The organism is Streptomyces laurentii (assembly GCF_040635425.1).
GTDB classification, from domain to species: Bacteria; Actinomycetota; Actinomycetes; order Streptomycetales; family Streptomycetaceae; genus Streptomyces; species Streptomyces laurentii.
Genome location: NZ_JBEYHT010000008.1, coordinates 83,522 through 98,263 on the forward strand (window position 1 = coordinate 83,522; position 14,742 = coordinate 98,263).

The window sequence follows — 14,742 nt, forward strand, 5'->3', positions numbered from 1 at the left end:
GGCCCGGGACCGTGCGGCGTCGGCCGAGAGGCCCCGTAATCCCCGGAATCCCTGCCCCATCTGACCTTCCGTCAGATTGAAACGTGTTCTAATCTGCCGTGCCATGGGCATCGCCATCACGCACGAACAGCGGGAGCTCGCCCGATCCGTCCGCGGCTGGCTCACCCGCGCCGTCCCCCGCGAGGAAGTCCGCAGGCATCTCGACGATCCCGCCCTCGCCGCGACCCGCCCCGCCCACTGGGCCGGTGTCGCCGCGCAGGGGCTGCTCGGGGTCCATCTGCCCGAGGAGTACGGGGGAGGGGGCGGCGACCTCGTCGACCTCGCCGTGGTCCTGGAGGAGGCCGGGCGGGCGCTGCTGCCGGGGCCGTATCCGGGGACCGTGCTCGCCGCCGAACTGCTGCACCGCGCCGGGCGCGGCGAGGAGGCGGCCGCGCTGGCCGCCGGGGAACGGATCGCGGCCGTCGCCCTCGGCGCCGGAAGCCTGACCGCCGCGCCCTCCCACGCCGCCGACGGCCTGATCCTCGACGGCGTCGCCCCGCCCGTGCTCGGCGCCGCCCACGCCGACCTGGTGATCCTGCCCGCGCGCTCGCCGCACGGCACGGTCTGGCTCGCGGTGGACGCCGGCACCCTCGCCGTACGTCCGCACGACAGCGCCGACCCGGTCCGGCCGACCGCCGAGGTCGCCGCCGACGGGGTGTTCGTCCCCGGGGCGCGGCTGCTCGGGACCGTCGACTCCGCACTCGTGCACGACCTCGCCGCCGTCCTCCTGGCGGCCGACGCCTGCGGCACCGCCGCCCGCGCCGTCGAGACGGCGGCCGAACACGCCCGTACGCGCGTGCAGTTCGGGCGGCCCATCGGGCAGTTCCAGGGGGTCAAGCACCTGTGCGCCGACATGCTCGTCCGGCTCGAACAGGCCCGCGCGCTGGTGTGGGACGCGGCCCGGGCTGCGCGCGGCGAGGCCGCCGACGTCCGCGCGTACACCGCCGCGCTCGCCGCCGGGGCCGCGCTCGACACCGCGTACGGCTGCGCCAAGGACTGCATCCAGGTACTCGGCGGCATCGGCTTCACCTGGGAACACGACGCCCACCTCGCCCTGCGGCGCGCCCTCGTCGCCCGCCAGCTCCTCGGCGCCGGCGACACCCACCGCCTCACCGCCGTCCGCCACGCCGCCGCCGGTGTACGGCGCGAACTGCGCCTCGAACTTCCCGAGGAGGCCGAGGCGTTACGGAAGCAGGCGCGCGAAGTCCTCTCCACCGCCGTCGGATTGACGCCGCGCGAGGCACGGCGGGAGCTGGCCGGCACCGGCTACGCGGCGCCGCACTTGCCCCCGCCGTACGGGCTCGGTGCCGGACCGGTCCACCAGCTCGCCGTCCAGCGGGAGATGACCGATCTCGGCATCGCCCTCAGTCCGCTGTCCATCGCCACCTGGGTGGTGCCCTCGCTCCTCGCGTACGGCACGGCCGCCCAGCAGGAACGCTACCTCGGGCCCACCCTGCGCGGCGAACAGCAGTGGTGCCAGCTCTTCTCCGAGCCCGAGGCCGGCTCCGACCTGGCGTCCCTCCGCACCCGCGCCGAACGGACCGACGACGGATCCTGGCGGATCACCGGACAGAAGGTGTGGACGAGCACCGCCAGGGAAGCCGACTACGGGATCCTGCTCGCCCGCACCGACCCCGACGCGCCGAAGCACCGCGGGCTCACCTACTTCCTCGTCGACATGCGCGGCACCCCCGGTATCGACATCCGGCCGCTGACGGAGATCACCGGGGACGCGCTGTTCAACGAGGTGTGGTTCGACGGTGCCATCCTGCCGGCCGACGCCGTCGTCGGCGCGGTCGACGACGGCTGGCGGGTCGCCCGCAACACCCTCGGCAACGAACGCGTCCACATGGCCGACCAGGCCGTCTTCGACACCGGCCTGGAAGCGCTGATCACCGCCTCCGCGGCGGCCGACGGCGCGGTACGGGCCCGGATCGGCGCCCTCGTCTCCGAGGCGCACGCCCTCGCCTGCGTCGGACTGCGCACCACCCTGAACCGGGTCTCCGGCCTGGAACCGGGCCCGGGCGCGAGCGTCCGTAAGCTCGTCCAGACCGGACACCAGCAGAAGGTCGCCGAACTCGTGCTCGAACTCCTGGGCCCCGACGGCGCGTTGGCGGAAGGACCGGGAAAGCGGGCACTGCACCAGCTCCTGATGTCGCGCTGTCTGACCATCGCCGGAGGCACGACCCAGGTACAGCTCAACGTCATCGCCGAGCGACTGCTCGGCCTGCCCAGGGACTGAGACCACTCCGAACCCGAGGGAGCCGCTGTGAAGACGTACATCGTGGGCGTCGGCATGACGAAGTTCGAGAAGCCGGAGACCCGGGACTGGAGTTACGGGGACATGGCGAAGGAGGCCGGCGGCGCCGCCCTGGCCGACGCGGGCGTCCCGTACGAACGGGTCCAGCAGGTCGCCGCCGGCTACTGCTTCCAGCCCTCGACGGCCGGACAGCGCGCGGTCTACGGACTCGGGCTCACCGGCGTACCCGTCTACAACGTCAGCAACAACTGCGCCACCGGATCGACCGCCCTGATGATGGCCCGGCAGTTCGTCGCGGGCGGTGCGTCGGACTGCGTCCTCGCCCTCGGCTTCGAGAAGATGACGCGCGGCGCGCTGGGCGGCGGGGCGAGCGGCGGCGACTTCGCGTCCTCGCCTGTGGCCCGGCACTACGGCGTCATGGCCGCCCGCCACGGCTTCGCGGCGACCCCGCCCACCGCCCAGATCTTCGGCAACGCGGCCCGCGAGCACATGGAGCGGTACGGGACCACCGAGGCCCAGCTCGCCGCCGTCGCCGCCAAGAACCACCGGCACTCCGCCCGCAACCCCCGCGCGCAGTTCCAGGACGTCTACACGGTCGAGGAGATCCTGGCCGCCAAAACCGTCCACGCGCCCCTCACCCGCCTCCAGTGCTCCCCGACCTCCGACGGCGCCGCCGCCGCGCTCGTCGTCTCCGAACGCTTCGTGGACGCCCACGGGCTGGGGGAGCGGGCGGTGGAGATCGCCGCCCAGGCGATGACCACCGACACGGAGGAGTCCTTCGCCTCCGGCTCCTGCATCGACGTCGTCGGCCGCCCCATGTCCCGCGAGGCCGCCCTCCAGGTCTACGAGACGTCCGGGCTCGGCATCGACGACGTCGACGTCGTCGAACTCCACGACTGCTTCTCCATCAACGAGCTGCTGACCTACGAGGCGTTGGGCATGTGCGAGGAGGGCGCCTCCGGCAAGCTCGTGGAGTCGGGCGCGACGACGTACGGCGGCCGCTGGGTCGTGAACCCCTCGGGCGGTCTCATTTCCAAGGGCCACCCCCTGGGCGCCACCGGCCTCGCGCAGGCGGCCGAACTCGTCTGGCAGCTCCGGGGCGAGGCGGACGACCGCCAGGTCGCCGGGGCGTCCGTGGGGCTCGCGCACAACATCGGCCTCGGCGGGGCGGCGGTGGTGACTCTTCTGCGGCGTCAGGCGTGACGAAGAGTCCGGGCGGATGCGGGGCCAACTCCCCTTCAGAGAGGCGTGGATAAGCGCTGTGCGGGTTCGGACACGGGTGCGATCATGACGGCCATGCCGCCTTCGCCCCGTACCGGCCCCGGCCCCGACACCGATGCCGACGTCGGCACCGGCCGAGCCTCCGCGTCCTCCCTCCCCGCTCCCCGCAGCCTCTGGCTGGTGGTCCTGGTCACCTGCGCGGGCCAGTTCCTCGTCGTGCTCGACGTGTCCGTGGTGAACGTGGCGCTCCCGTCGATGCGGGAGTCGCTGGGGCTGACGGCGCCGGGACTGCAGTGGGTCGTGAACGTGTACTCGATCGCGTTCGCGGGCTTCATGCTCCTCGGCGGGCGCGCGGCGGACCTGTTCGGCCGCAAGCGCATGTTCCTGGTGGGGCTCGCGCTGTTCACGGTGGCCTCGGCGGCGGGCGGACTGGCGCAGGAGGGCGGGCAGTTGCTCGCGGCCCGCGCGTTCCAGGGGCTCGGCGCGGCCGTCCTGTCCCCGGCCACGCTCACCCTCGTCACCTCCGCCGTCCCGGCCGGACCCGCCCGCACCCGGGCCGTCGGCACCTGGTCGGCGATCGGCGCGGCCGGTGGCGCGGCGGGCGGTTTCGTGGGCGGAGTCATCGTGGACCTGCTCTCGTGGCGCTGGGTGCTGCTCGTCAACGTGCCCGTCGGCGTGCTCGTCTTCGCCGGCGCCTACGCGTGGCTGACCGAGAGCCGGGCAGGCGGCGGGCGTCGGCTCGACCTGCCGGGCGCGGTGCTCGTCACGGCGGGCCTGGCGACCCTCGCGTACGGCATCGTCCAGACCGAGGAGTCCGGCTGGACCGCCCCCGCGACCCTGGGCCCGCTGGCCGCCGGACTGCTGCTGCTCGCGGCCTTCGTCGCCGTCGAGGCGCGGACGGCCGAGCCGCTGATGCCGCTGCGGATCTTCCGTACGCGGGCGGTGTCCGCCGCCAACACCGCGATGCTGCTCTGCGGCCTGCTGTCCTTCGGGACGTGGTTCTTCATGACGCTCTACGCGCAGAATGTCCTCGGCTACCCGCCGATGATCGCCGGCCTTGCCTTCGCCCCCAGCTCCGTCAGCATCGTCGTCGGCTCCAAACTGGCCCCGCGCCTGCTGCCCCGCTTCGGCACCCGCCGGGTCGCCGTCCTCGGCGTGCTGACCGCCGCGGCCGGTTACGTGTGGCAGTCGACGATGACGGTCGACGGCACGTACGTCACGGCGATCCTGCTGCCCGGCATCCTCATCATGTTCGGCATGGGCCTCGGCACCACCCCGCTGGCCGTCCTCGCCACCGGCCACGTCCCCGCCGCCGACGCCGGCCTCGCCTCGGGCCTCATCAACACCTCCCGCACCATGGGCGGCGCCCTCGGCCTCGCGGCCCTCTCCACCGTCGCCGCCTGGGCCACCGCGGGCTCCACCACCCCGGAAGCCCTCACCGCCGGCTACGCCACCGCCTTCCGCGTGGCGGTGTGCGTCCTGCTCGCGACGGCGCTGGTGATGACGCTCTGGCTGCCCAAGCCGGACAAGCCTGTGCAATAAGGCAACTGTGGCGAGGCGCGGGTCATTGGGCCCGACGGAGCTCAGGCCGAGGGCGCTGCCCGGGGTGCTGACGGTCTGGCGCCGGCGACGGAGTCGGCGGTGAGCCTGGAGCCGGCAGGGACGCCGATGCAGGAGCGGCCGAGGAGCTTTATTGACAACGACGGCATCCGCTTCCGCGACCTGAGGCACTCGGCAGGGGCACATTCGAGCCCTGTCGGAGTGGGGTCAGAGCCAGCCCTGTTGGCGGGCCGCGCGGACCGCTTCCATGCGGTTGCGGGTGCCCGTCTTGCCGATGGCCGAGGAGAGGTAGTTGCGGACCGTCGACTCCGAGAGGTGGAGTCTCGTCGCGATGTCCGCGATCGTGGCGCCGTCGACGGAGGCGCCGAGGGCGTCGCGTTCGCGGGCCGTCAGGGGGTTGGGGCCCGCGCTGAGGGCGGCCGCGGCGAGGGCCGGGTCGATGACCGTCTCGCCGCGCAGGGCCTTGCGGATCGCCTCGGCCAGGTCCTCGACCGGGCCGTCCTTCACCAGGAAGCCGACCGCGCCCGCCTCCATCGCGCGGCGCAGATAGCCGGGCCGGCCGAAGGTCGTGAGGATGAGGACCCGGCAGTCGGGCACCTCGTCCCGCAGGTCCGCCGCCGCGTCGAGGCCCGAGCGGCCCGGCAGTTCGATGTCCAGCAGGGCGATGTCAGGGCGGGCCGTCAGCGCCGCGTCCACGATCTGGTCACCGCGCCCCACCTGGGCGACGACCTCGATGTCCGGCTCCATCCCGAGCAGCAGCGCGAGCGCGCCGCGCATCATGCCCTGGTCCTCGGCGAGGAGGACTCTCGTACACCGGGCGGGGCGCTGGTCCTGCGGCATCTCGTTCACGGGCACCAGGGTAGGGCGCAGGCGGGGCGGCGCCCCGCTTTCACTCCCGTCCCGCGCTCCAGTCCCGTCGCCGTTCCCAGCGCAGGTAGTGGAACATCGCGGTCAGCGCCGGGACCAGAACCGCGAGGCTCTGGGGGAGGGCGGCGTCGGGGAAGAAGAAGTGGAACACGGTCCAGATCAGGTTGAGGACGGCCACCTGGATCACCAGGAGCTTCCCGAGCGCGCACCACCGGGCCCACCTGCGCGCCCGCGCTCTCTTCCGCATCCGCGCCCATTCGCGTTCCCGCGCCTCGTCGTCCATGCCCCGCCACCCCCTGCCCTCGCGCCGCCCTCAGGGCGGGATCGCGGTCAGTCTGGTGTACGGGCCTTCGCGCGGGCAGGGCGTCTGTCCGGCAAACTGCCCGCCGTTCGGTTGCCGGTCACCGGTCACCGGTCACCGGTCTACGGGTGGTCGCCGCCGTCCTCGGGTTCCGCCTCCGCCGGTTCCACCGGGAGTTCCGCCGTCACGCGGAAGCCGCCCTGGGGGAGGGGGCCCGAGGTGAAGGTGCCGCCGGCGGCGGCGAGGCGTTCGTGGAGGCCTTTCAGGCCGCTGCCGGATGTGCCCGCAGCGGTACCAGCGGATCCGGCACCGGTTCCGTTGTCGGTGACGGTCAGGCGGACCCGTTCCGGGCCGCCACCGATCTCGATCTCGCAGCGGGTCGCGCCGCTGTGGCGTACGGCGTTGGTGGCCGACTCGCGGACCACCCAGCCCAGCAGCGCCTCCGTCTGCGGCTCCAGCGGCGGGCCGGACTGGCGGACCACCGGCTCGATGCCGGCCGAGGACAACGCGTCGCGGGCGCGGTCCAGTTCGGTGGTCAGGCTGCCCTCGCGGTAGCCGGTGACCGCCTCCCGGATCTCCGTCAGCGCCTGCCGGCCGACCGACTCGATGTCCGTGATCTGCGCCAGTGCCGCGTCCAGGTCGCGCGGCGCGAGCCGCCGCGCCGCCTCCGACTTCACGACGATCACGGACAGGGTGTGGCCCAGCAGGTCGTGCAGGTCGCGGGAGAAGCGCAGGCGTTCCTTCTCGACGGCCGCGCGGGCGAGTTCCTCGCGGGTCTCGCGCAGTTCGTTCACCGTCTGGTCCAGGGCGAGGATCGTCGCCGTCACCATGATCGAGATGAAGGTCCCGTACACCACCCCGAACGAGTCCCAGCTCGCCTTGATGAACGTCACCGCTGCCACGGCCGCGGTCAGCGGGATGGTGATCAGCCGCAGCATCCGGCCGCGCCGCGTGACCGCTCCGACCGCGAGGCCGAGCAGCGGGAAGAGCAGCAGCCAGGACTCCCCGTACCCGATCGTCAGCCCGAAGGTGACGGCGCCGAGCGCGATGAGCAGTCCCCAGGTGAGCGGGGTCTCGCGGGTGCGCGGGTGGAAGGCGCGGATGACGACCGCGATGTAGAGGGTGTTGAAGGTCAGCAGCCCCAGGCCGCCGATCCAGGGGTTCGGGGCGTCGCCCGAGACGAGATGGGACAGCGCGCCCAGGCCGAGCAGCAGCCAGGGGATCAGGCTGAGTCCGGTCGGACGGCCGCCGCGCCTGCTCTCGGCGCGGCGTCGTCGGAATTCACCTTTCGCCATCGGTATCCCTCGCCCCTCGTCCGCTGGTCCTCGTCAGACCGTCCGTGCGGAACGACGGTACGAGACCGCCGCGTACAGGCCGAACAGCGCGGCCCACGCCACCAGGATCGTGATCGTGGCGATGCCGGGCGCCGTGCCCTCGGTGACCGCGCGGCCCAGTTCGGCGAAGCGGTTGGTCGGCGTGTAGTCGGAGAGGGAGCGCAGCCAGCCGGGGAACAGGTCGATCGGGAACCACAGGCCGCCGACGACCGCGAGGCCCAGGTTGCAGGCCACGTTGACGGCGCCGGCCGCCTGGCTGGAGAGCCGGTAGCCGTTGCCGAGCCCGAGGAGGGTGAAGGGCAGCGAACCCGCCCACAGGGTGAGGGCCACGACGGCCCACTGCCAGCTGTCGAGCCGTACGCCGTTGACCGTGGCGCCCGCGAGCAGGACGGCGGTGATGGCCGGCAGGACGATGACGCTGCCGGTCAGGGCCCGGCCGACGACCACCTGGCGCGGGCTCATCGGGGTGACGCGCAGCTGGCGCAGCCAGCCGGTGGACTTGTCCTCGGCGACGCCGGTGCCCAGCGACAGGGCGGCGCCCAGTGCGCCGTACGCCGCCATGCCGATCATCGCGGCGGACTTGAAGGCGGGGTCGTTCTGGCCGCCGAGGTTGGTGAAGAGGAGGTACATCATGACGGGGACGCCGATCGAGGAGATCACGAAACCGACGTCGCGCAGGGTGCGGCGGACTTCGAGGCGGACATACGCGGTGATCATCGGGACATCTCCAGGGAGTGGGCGTCCTGGGCGGTGCGGGCCGCGGACGCGCGGGTGAGGGTGAGGAAGGCCTCGTTCAGGGAGACCGGGGCGACCTGGAGGCGGCGTACGGCGTCACGCTCGGCGAGGGCGCGGACGGTCGCGTCGGAGTCGTCGCTGCGGACGTGGGCGCGGTCGCCGCGGATCTCGACGGAGGTGACGCCGGGCAGCGCCGCCAGGCCCTCGGAGGAGCCGCCGGCCAGGTCGAAGGAGACCGTGGTGCCGCCGGCGGCGCGCTTCAGTTCGTCCGCGGTGCCGTCGGCGAGGATCCGGCCGGAGTCGACCACGACGATGCGGTCGGCGTGGGTGTCGGCCTCCTCCAGGTAGTGGGTGGAGAAGAGGACCGTGTTGCCGCGCCGGGCGTAGCCGCGCATCGAGTCCCAGAAGGCCTCGCGGGCCTCGACGTCGAGGGCGGCGGTCGGCTCGTCGAGGACGATCAGCTCCGGGTTGCCGGCCAGCGCGACGGCGAAGCGCACGCGCTGGGCCTGGCCGCCGGAGAGCCGGTCGGCGCGGCGGCCGGCCAGGTCGGTGAGACCGGCCAGGGCCAGGGCCTCGTCGACGGGCAGCGGCCTCGGGTAGGTGCGGGCGACAAAGTCGACCAGCTCGCGGATGGTGACCCGGGGGACCGGACGGCCGTCCTGGAGCATGGCGCCCACCCGGCCGGCGCCGACCGCGCGCTCGGGGGTGCCGTCGAAGAGGCGGACCCGGCCGCTGTCGGGTGTGTCGAGGCCGAGGAGCAGGTTGATGGTGGTGGACTTGCCGGCGCCGTTGCGGCCGAGCAGGGCGACGGTCTCGCCGCGGCGGATGCGGAGGTCGATGCCGTCCACGGCGCGGACGTGGCCGAAGGTCTTGGTGACGGCGGCGAAGGCGACCGCGGTGCCGTCGACGGCGTCGGCGGCGCGGGTGGCGGCCTGGGCGGCGGGGGTGCTGGACGCTTGTTCGTTCGTCATGGGTATGACGCTACGGAGCGGGGGAGGACCCGGGCAGGCTCTGGTGTACGGACCTGGCCGTGACAAATGTCCTGGGTCCCGGCCGGCCCGGTCGAGGCCGCCGACGCGGGGCTCGGATCGGGCCGTCGCCCGTACGGATACGGATATCTGACGTACCGTCAGGAGGGTTCCCCTCGTCAACTCCCTCCGCTATACATGGGGATCGCCGCTCTAGAACGCGTTCTAGAACACGAACGAACCGACGAACGCGGTCCGGACCGGCTCCCGCACGGCCTCGGCGTGGTCGACGGTGCGGACGGCCGCGCCGAGGTCTCCAACCGCCACAAGGAGCAGCAAGCCGATGCCCATTGACGCCGCCAAGGCCGTCGCCGCCGAACCCCGCAGCGCGGAGATCGCCTGGGACCACAAGGACGTCCAGCTCTACCACCTCGGCCTCGGCGCGGGCGCGCCCGCGACCGACCCCGACGAGCTGCGCTACACCCTGGAGTCCCGGCTGCACGTCCTGCCCAGCTTCGCCACCGTCGCGGGCGCCGGCATGGGCGTCGTCGGCGGTCTGGGCGCCCCGGGCATCGACATCGACCTCGCCGCCGTGCTGCACGGCGGCCAGTCGATCACCCTGCACCGGCCGCTGCCCGTCGCCGGCCGGGCCGTCTCCACCTCCCGGGTCGCCGCCGTGTACGACAAGGGCAAGGCCGCCGTCCTGGTGCTGCGCTCCGAGGCCGCCGACGCCGACGGGCCGCTGTGGACCAGCGACGCCCAGATCTTCGTCCGCGGCGAGGGCGGCTGGGGCGGCGACCGCGGTCCCTCCGAGCGCCTCGCCGTGCCCGACCGGGCGCCCGACGCCACCGTCGAGCGGCCCGTCCGTGAGGACCAGGCCCTGCTCTACCGGCTGTCCGGCGACTGGAACCCGCTGCACGCCGACCCCGAGTTCGCCAAGCTCGCGGGCTTCGACCGGCCGATCCTGCACGGCCTGTGCTCGTACGGCATGACCCTCAAGGCGGTCGTCGACACCCTTCTCGGCGGCGATGTCACCCGCGTGCGCGGCTACCGCACCCGCTTCGCCGGAATCGTCTTCCCCGGCGAGACCCTCCGGATCCGGATGTGGCGTCTCACGGAGGGGGACGGCGGCGACAGCGGCCGCGTGCAGGTCACGGTCACCGCCGTGGAACGCGACGACGCCCCCGTACTCGCCGACACCGTCGTGACCGTCGCCGACCCCTCCTGAGGGCCGGCCGTCTCCGCACCCCGAACCGCCCCGCCCCGCCTCGGACCCGAGTCAGCTGATGGGAGCCGCACCATGCGCGCAGCCGTACTGCACGAGATCGGCCAGGACAAACTCGAAGTCCTCGACGACGTCGAGGCGGTGGGGTTCGGACCCGGCAAGGTGCGGATCCGGATCCGGGCCACCGGCCTGTGCCACTCCGATGTCTCCGCGATGAGCGGCGTCCTGCCGCAGCCGGCGCCGTTCGTGCCCGGCCACGAGGGCGCCGGGGAGATCCTCGACGTCGGCGACGGCGTCACGGGTCTCGCCGTGGGGCAGCGGGTGCTGCTGTGCTGGCTGCCCGCGTGCGGGAGCTGCCCCGCCTGCAGGCGCGGGCAGACCCAGCTCTGCCTGGCCGGGTTCATGAACGCCGGCACCCCCAACTTCCGTCGCGCGGGCGGCGGTTCCGATGGCGGTGCGGGTGAAGTCTTCGGCTTCGCCGGGACCGGGACGTTCGCCGAGGAGGTCGTCGTCGACGCGCGCTGCGCCGTGCCGATCCCCGACGACGTGCCGTACGACATCGCCGCGCTCATCGGCTGCGGCGTGACCACCGGACTCGGCGCGGCCATCAACACCGCGAAGGTGGCGGCCGGTTCGTCGGTCGCCGTCATCGGCTGCGGCGGCGTCGGCATCTCCGCCATCCAGGGCGCCCGGCTCCAGGGCGCCGCGCAGATCGTGGCCGTCGACCCGGTCGAGTCGCGCCGCGAGGCCGCCCTCGGATTCGGCGCCACCGAGGCCGTCGCCCCGGACGCGCTCGCCGACGCCAAGCAGCGCGTGACCGGCGGCGAGGGCTTCGACTACGTCTTCGAGGTCGTCGGCAAGTCCGCCACCGCGCGCACCGCCTACGACACCACCCGGCGCGGCGGCACCCTGTGCGTCGTCGGCGCGGGCGCCCTCGACGACTTCCTCCAGCTCAACATGTTCGAGCTGTTCTTCGACGAGAAGCGGATCCTGCCGTCGATGTACGGGGGCGGGGACGTGCTCCGCTCGTACGAACGGGCCATCGCGCTCTGGCGGGCCGGCCGGATCGACCTCGCGTCGCTGATCACCCACCGGGTGCCGCTGAGCGGCATCAACGAGGCGCTGGAGCAGATGCGGACGGGCGCGGCGCTGCGGACCTGCATCGAGCTCTGAGGCGACCGGCACCCGGAACAGCGCTCACGACGGCGTCCGGGGCGGGAGGACCCGCCCCGGAGGCCTCCGAGGAGTGCCCGAAGCAGCGCGTGAACCGGTGCCGGAAGTGCCCGAACCAGTATCCGAAGCGACGGCCCACGCGTTGTCGCTCACGGGATCCCCAGCGGATCCGAGGCTTCAGAGGCTTCACCGGAGAGGACGCGAACCATGTCACTGCCCCGTGTGTCCCCGTCACCGGCGGCTCAGCCGCTGGCGGGGCTGAGCGCGATCGTCACCGGCGCCGGCCGCGGCCTCGGCCGGGCCGAGGCGCTCGAACTGGCCCGGCTCGGCGCGGCCGTCGTCGTCAACGACTACGGCCAGCCCGGCCGCGACGGCTCCGGCGCGGCGTCAGCCGCCCCCGCCGAGGAGGTCGTCGCCGAGATCCGCGCGGCGGGCGGCCGGGCCGTCGCCCACCTCGGCGACGTCGCCGACTTCGAGACCGCGCGCGCCCTGGTCGGCCTGGCCGTGAGCGAGTTCGGCAAGCTGGACGTCCTGGTCAACAACGCGGGCATCCTGCGCGACCGGATGGTCTTCTCGATGGGCGAGGACGAGTGGGACTCGGTCGTCCGGGTCCACCTCAAGGGCCACTTCAACACCACCCGTTTCGCCGCCGCGCACTGGCGCGAGCGCGCCAAGGCGGGCGAGAGCGGGGTCTTCGGCCGGATCGTCAACACGTCCTCGGAGGCGTACCTCGCCGGCTCGGCCGGGCAGCCCAACTACGCGGCGGCCAAGGGCGGCATCGTCGGCCTCACCACCTCCTCCGCGCTCGCCCTCGCCAAGTACGGCGTCACCGTCAACGCCATCTGCCCGCGGGCCCGCACCCGGATGACCGAGGACGTCTTCGCCGGGTTCGCCGAGCCGGCGTCCGCGGACGAGCTGGACCCGCTGGCGCCGGAGCACGTGGCGCCGCTCGTCGGCTATCTCGCCGCGCCGGCCGCGGCCCGGGTCAACGGACAGCTGTTCGTCGTCCACGGCGGGATGGTCGCGATCGTCGACCGGCCCCGGGTGGCGGCCAAGTTCGACACGGCCAAGGACGTCTTCAGCTACGAGGAGCTGGACGGGCTGCTCACCCCGCACTACGCGGACCGGCCGGCGGGGGAGACCTTCGCGGCGGCGGAGGTGCTGGGCCTCAAGAAGGGCTGACCACGTCCGGAAGGGCCGACCGCGACCGTACGCCGGCGACCGTACGGCGACCGTACGACGAGAGGGGCCCCGGGACCGGTCGTGTGACCGGTCCCGGGGCCCCTCTCCCCCTGGTCGCGGGGGGCCGCCGATGGTGTCTACTGCGTCTCGGGCTCGCGCCGGTGACGGCCGTTCGCCGAGGACGAGGAGTCCTCGGTCGGTGCGGCCGGGCCGCGGTGCTTGCCCGAGCCGTTCGGCTCCTGCGCGTCCGTGTTGCTCATGGTGGAACTCACCCCGTATGCGTCGCTCTTGCTGGTGCGGCCCGTGAGTCTAGCCAGCGGGTTCGCGGTCCGTCAGCGGCGCATCGCGGAGTGGAACCGGACGACATGCCTTCGTTTCGCCGCCCCCGGACCCCGGCTCCGGCGCCCGCCGCGCACCGCCTCCCGGGCCCGTTCCCGAGACCGTCTCCGCGCCCGACTCCCGTGCCCCGCCCGGCTCCGGGACCGGGACCGTCCGCCGCCCCGCGCCCGGGTACCGGTACGCGTCGGCCTCGGGCGACGGTGCCGGTACGGCGGGACCGGCGGGCTCCGCCAGAGCCGCGACACCACAGGGCGTGTCGTCCGTCACGTACGGCAGCCGCAGCACCCCGCCGGCCGTCCACAGGCCCGCCCCGGCCAGCCAGCCCGGCGGGACGGCCGCGTGCAGCATCCGCCGCTCGCGCGGCCGCCACAGGCCGACCCAGCTGCCCGCCGCCGCGTCGATCCGCAGCGCGACCCCGCAGTCCTCCGGCAGCAGTACCTGCCCCGGCTGCACCGCGAACGGCGTCACCGCCGCGTCGTCGAGCCGCAGGCACTCCGGGAAGCGCACCGGCAGCGCGCTGCCCAGCACGCCCCAGGCCAGCCGGTCGTGGCCCGGCGACGGCGCGTCGGAACGCAGCACGAGCAGGCCGCTGTCGGCGTCCGCGAGCAGCAGCCGGTCGTTGCTGTCCGGGGTGATCTCCAGGAGGGGCGTGACCTCGCCGCCACGCTCCAGGTCGACCGTGACCGTCTTCACCGGCCCGCCGTCCAGGCGCCGGTCGAGGGCCAGCATCCGGCCCGTACGGTCCAGCCACACCCCGCCCGTACAGCGGCCTCTGATCGCGGCGACCCGCTCGGGCCCGAACGCCCCGCCCGCCACCAGCCACAGCGTGGTGGTGTCCGTGTCCGCTTCGACGCACATCGCGTACGCGCAGATGCCGTCCGGCGATGGTGGCAGCAGGGTCAGCGCGCCCGGCGCGGGCGCCTCGACCGCGCCGAGCGACAGCTCGCCGGTGGCCGGGCCGGTCGGGTAGAGCAGCGAGAACGTGTGCCGGAGCCCGTCGGTTCGCGGGGCCGTGCGGTCCGCGAGCACCCGCCCGTCCGCGAGCGGCAGCAGCGGCGTGCCGGGCTCCTCGGGCCGCCCGAGCGGGAGCGGGACCGCGTACGGCTCGGGGCCGTCCAGCGTCCACCGCTCCACGTACCGCGTGTCCCCCGCGCCGCCGAGCCGCGCCGCGTAGGCGCCGTTCGCGGTGATGGTGAATCCCCGCGCGGGTGTGTCGACGGCGCAGTCCGCCATCGTCATGTTCGCCGTCGCGCTCGTCGCCGTCGCCGTCGCCGGCGCCGTGGCCATAGCCGTCGTCATCGCTGTCATCGACGCGTCACCTCCGGCCCACGAAGCTAGTTTTCGCACTTCCTGCCGAACAACACGAGGCGGGCCACTTCACCCCAAAGGGTGGCGGTGGGGAGATTCGACTGAGAAGTGCGGGGGTGTTGTGCTGACGCGAGAAGGGGTGAGTAAGGTAAGGCGAACCTAAGTCGAGATGGCGGGGGTGGTCCATCAGTGTCTTTCCGTACCGTCTCACCCCTTTCGTCCGTACGTGT

At 73.7% G+C, this 14,742-nt stretch carries 14 protein-coding genes; 6 read left to right on the forward strand and 8 right to left on the reverse strand.

The genetic code is table 11. The features are described from left to right. Positions 1–103 precede the first annotated feature (103 nt). From ABZ693_RS07740 to ABZ693_RS07750, 3 genes are all read left to right on the forward strand, one after another. Positions 104–2,281 (forward strand): acyl-CoA dehydrogenase family protein, encoded by a 2,178-nt coding sequence (locus ABZ693_RS07740; RefSeq protein ID WP_359874518.1) that lies wholly within the window; start codon positions 104–106, stop codon positions 2,279–2,281. A gap of 27 nt (positions 2,282–2,308) precedes the next feature. Then, positions 2,309–3,502 (forward strand): thiolase C-terminal domain-containing protein, encoded by a 1,194-nt coding sequence (locus ABZ693_RS07745; protein ID WP_359874520.1) that lies wholly within the window; start codon positions 2,309–2,311, stop codon positions 3,500–3,502. A gap of 84 nt (positions 3,503–3,586) precedes the next feature. Beyond that, positions 3,587–5,062: an MFS transporter gene (locus ABZ693_RS07750; protein ID WP_435842363.1), complete on the forward strand. Its 1,476-nt coding sequence runs from the start codon at positions 3,587–3,589 to the stop codon at positions 5,060–5,062. A 225-nt stretch (positions 5,063–5,287) separates the two neighbouring features. On the opposite strand, the gene ABZ693_RS07755 is transcribed toward ABZ693_RS07750, so the two are convergent. The 6 genes from ABZ693_RS07755 to ABZ693_RS07780 all read right to left on the reverse strand — a co-directional run bounded on the left by ABZ693_RS07755 (position 5,288) and on the right by ABZ693_RS07780 (position 9,636). Then, complete coding sequence (locus tag ABZ693_RS07755) at positions 5,288–5,920, reverse strand: response regulator (RefSeq protein ID WP_359874715.1); 633 nt, start codon at positions 5,918–5,920, stop codon at positions 5,288–5,290. Positions 5,921–5,969: 49 nt separating this feature from the next. Continuing rightward, positions 5,970–6,230 (reverse strand): hypothetical protein, encoded by a 261-nt coding sequence (locus ABZ693_RS07760; RefSeq protein ID WP_359874524.1) that lies wholly within the window; start codon positions 6,228–6,230, stop codon positions 5,970–5,972. Between the two features lie 140 nt (positions 6,231–6,370). Beyond that, positions 6,371–7,543 (reverse strand): sensor histidine kinase, encoded by a 1,173-nt coding sequence (locus tag ABZ693_RS07765; RefSeq protein ID WP_359874526.1) that lies wholly within the window; start codon positions 7,541–7,543, stop codon positions 6,371–6,373. Between the two features lie 33 nt (positions 7,544–7,576). Further along, positions 7,577–8,299, reverse strand: coding sequence for an ABC transporter permease (locus ABZ693_RS07770; RefSeq protein WP_435842364.1), 723 nt, complete (start codon positions 8,297–8,299; stop codon positions 7,577–7,579). Then, positions 8,296–9,288 carry an ABC transporter ATP-binding protein gene (locus ABZ693_RS07775; RefSeq protein WP_359874528.1) on the reverse strand — a complete coding sequence of 331 codons (993 nt, stop codon included), beginning with the start codon at positions 9,286–9,288 and terminating at the stop codon, positions 8,296–8,298. The genes ABZ693_RS07770 and ABZ693_RS07775 overlap by 4 nt, the downstream gene beginning before the upstream one ends. Positions 9,289–9,510: 222 nt before the next feature. Next, positions 9,511–9,636, reverse strand: a complete 126-nt coding sequence (locus ABZ693_RS07780) for a hypothetical protein (RefSeq protein ID WP_359874530.1) — start codon at positions 9,634–9,636, stop codon at positions 9,511–9,513. Between ABZ693_RS07780 and ABZ693_RS07785 the strand changes: the two genes are divergently transcribed. The 3 genes from ABZ693_RS07785 to ABZ693_RS07795 all read left to right on the forward strand — a co-directional run bounded on the left by ABZ693_RS07785 (position 9,629) and on the right by ABZ693_RS07795 (position 12,865). Continuing rightward, positions 9,629–10,513, forward strand: a complete 885-nt coding sequence (locus tag ABZ693_RS07785; RefSeq protein ID WP_359874532.1) for a MaoC/PaaZ C-terminal domain-containing protein — start codon at positions 9,629–9,631, stop codon at positions 10,511–10,513. The two genes, ABZ693_RS07780 and ABZ693_RS07785, sit on opposite strands and share 8 nt — an antisense overlap. 72 nt (positions 10,514–10,585) lie before the next feature. Beyond that, positions 10,586–11,683, forward strand: coding sequence for a Zn-dependent alcohol dehydrogenase (locus ABZ693_RS07790; RefSeq protein WP_359874534.1), 1,098 nt, complete (start codon positions 10,586–10,588; stop codon positions 11,681–11,683). A 207-nt stretch (positions 11,684–11,890) separates the two neighbouring features. After that, the gene (locus ABZ693_RS07795) at positions 11,891–12,865 is read left to right on the forward strand and encodes a 3-oxoacyl-ACP reductase (RefSeq protein WP_359874536.1); all 975 of its coding nucleotides are present in this window, start codon (positions 11,891–11,893) and stop codon (positions 12,863–12,865) included. 137 nt (positions 12,866–13,002) lie between these two features. Here ABZ693_RS07795 and ABZ693_RS07800 read toward each other — a convergent pair whose 3' ends face one another. After that, the gene (locus ABZ693_RS07800) at positions 13,003–13,125 is read right to left on the reverse strand and encodes a hypothetical protein (RefSeq protein WP_359874538.1); all 123 of its coding nucleotides are present in this window, start codon (positions 13,123–13,125) and stop codon (positions 13,003–13,005) included. A 49-nt stretch (positions 13,126–13,174) separates the two neighbouring features. Beyond that, positions 13,175–14,437: a hypothetical protein gene (locus tag ABZ693_RS07805; protein ID WP_435842367.1), complete on the reverse strand. Its 1,263-nt coding sequence runs from the start codon at positions 14,435–14,437 to the stop codon at positions 13,175–13,177. Between the last annotated feature and the right edge of the window lie 305 nt (positions 14,438–14,742).

Coding starts and splice junctions, on each gene's coding strand:
- ABZ693_RS07740 (WP_359874518.1), top strand. CDS start 104: ATGGGCATCGCCATCACGCACGAACAGCGGGAGCTCGCCCGATCCGTC.
- ABZ693_RS07750 (WP_435842363.1), top strand. CDS start 3,587: ATGACGGCCATGCCGCCTTCGCCCCGTACCGGCCCCGGCCCCGACACC.
- ABZ693_RS07755 (WP_359874715.1), bottom strand. CDS start 5,920: ATGCCGCAGGACCAGCGCCCCGCCCGGTGTACGAGAGTCCTCCTCGCC.
- ABZ693_RS07760 (WP_359874524.1), bottom strand. CDS start 6,230: ATGGACGACGAGGCGCGGGAACGCGAATGGGCGCGGATGCGGAAGAGA.
- ABZ693_RS07765 (WP_359874526.1), bottom strand. CDS start 7,543: ATGGCGAAAGGTGAATTCCGACGACGCCGCGCCGAGAGCAGGCGCGGC.
- ABZ693_RS07770 (WP_435842364.1), bottom strand. CDS start 8,299: ATGATCACCGCGTATGTCCGCCTCGAAGTCCGCCGCACCCTGCGCGAC.
- ABZ693_RS07775 (WP_359874528.1), bottom strand. CDS start 9,288: ATGACGAACGAACAAGCGTCCAGCACCCCCGCCGCCCAGGCCGCCACC.
- ABZ693_RS07785 (WP_359874532.1), top strand. CDS start 9,629: ATGCCCATTGACGCCGCCAAGGCCGTCGCCGCCGAACCCCGCAGCGCG.
- ABZ693_RS07780 (WP_359874530.1), bottom strand. CDS start 9,636: ATGGGCATCGGCTTGCTGCTCCTTGTGGCGGTTGGAGACCTCGGCGCG.
- ABZ693_RS07790 (WP_359874534.1), top strand. CDS start 10,586: ATGCGCGCAGCCGTACTGCACGAGATCGGCCAGGACAAACTCGAAGTC.
- ABZ693_RS07795 (WP_359874536.1), top strand. CDS start 11,891: ATGTCACTGCCCCGTGTGTCCCCGTCACCGGCGGCTCAGCCGCTGGCG.
- ABZ693_RS07800 (WP_359874538.1), bottom strand. CDS start 13,125: ATGAGCAACACGGACGCGCAGGAGCCGAACGGCTCGGGCAAGCACCGC.
- ABZ693_RS07805 (WP_435842367.1), bottom strand. CDS start 14,437: ATGGCGGACTGCGCCGTCGACACACCCGCGCGGGGATTCACCATCACC.